General features: G+C 69.5%; 1 protein-coding gene. It reads right to left on the bottom strand.

Translation table 11 applies throughout. The features are described 5' to 3' along the window. Positions 1-96: 96 nt before the first annotated feature. Positions 97-480 carry a transglycosylase family protein gene (locus PUR56_RS01460; protein ID WP_443034420.1) on the bottom strand — a complete coding sequence of 128 codons (384 nt, stop codon included), beginning with the start codon at positions 478-480 and terminating at the stop codon, positions 97-99. Positions 481-888: the final 408 nt, after the last annotated feature.

Here is an 888-nt window from a genome sequence, read left to right on the forward strand (position 1 = left end):
GGGGGATGCACGACGCCGCTGGACCTGACCGGTGGTGTGGTCGGTGCAGCGGCGTTGTCGTGGGCCCGGTGGGTGGGGTGCCCGGTGGGTGGGGTGTTACTTGGTGAGGCCGGCCTTGACGGAGCAGACGGGCCAGGCGCCGGGGCCCTGGGCGGCGAGGACCTTTTCGCCGATGGCGATCTGCTGGGCCTTGGTGGCCTGGTGGGCCTGGGGGGCGTAGCTGGTGCCGCCGAAGGCGGCCCAGGTGCTGGGGGTGAACTGGAGGCCGCCGTAGAAGCCGTTGCCGGAGTTGATGGCCCAGTTGCCGGTGGCTTCGCAGGCGGCGACCTTGTCCCAGACGCCGGCGGGGGCGGCGGAGGCGGTGGTGGCGGTGATGAGTCCGGCGGCGGGGAGGGCGGTGAGGGCGCCGGCCATGAGGGTGGTGCGGATGCGGTTGCGGCGCTTGGTGGCGGTGGTGGTGGTCTGGTTGCGGTGGGTCATGTGGGTCCTTTCGGAGGGGGGTGTGGGCGTGCGGAACCAGGCCCTGGGGGCGGGTGGTTCTGTGGGGGTGTGGTGCGTGTGGTTGCGGGGCGGTGGGGCCCTGGTGAGCGGTGTGCTCGGTGCAACGGGTTCGAAGTTACGGGGGTGGTGGTGGGGGTTTCAAGGATTCTGAGGTTTAGGCATGTCAGGGGGTGGTTACCGGTCGTAAGGATCAAGGAAATGGGGTGTTTTGAAGGTGAATGTCCCTATTTTCAAGATCGTTGGGGGGTGGGAAGTGGTCCGGGCCACAGGGGTGGGGCTGTGAGGCCGCGCACATGGTCGACGGTGGGTGACGGTGTCTCTGCCGGGGGTGGTGGAAAGGGTGGCGGGTCACCTGCCTCCGGGTGGCCCGCACCACAGCCCTCACCC

Origin of the sequence: Streptomyces sp. BE303 (genome assembly GCF_036290945.1) — a bacterium.
Taxonomy (GTDB): Bacteria; Actinomycetota; Actinomycetes; order Streptomycetales; family Streptomycetaceae; genus Kitasatospora.

What these genes read in the sequence shown, in the direction of transcription:
- PUR56_RS01460 (WP_443034420.1), bottom strand. Translation starts at nt 480, where the DNA reads ATGACCCACCGCAACCAGACCACCACCACCGCCACCAAGCGCCGCAAC.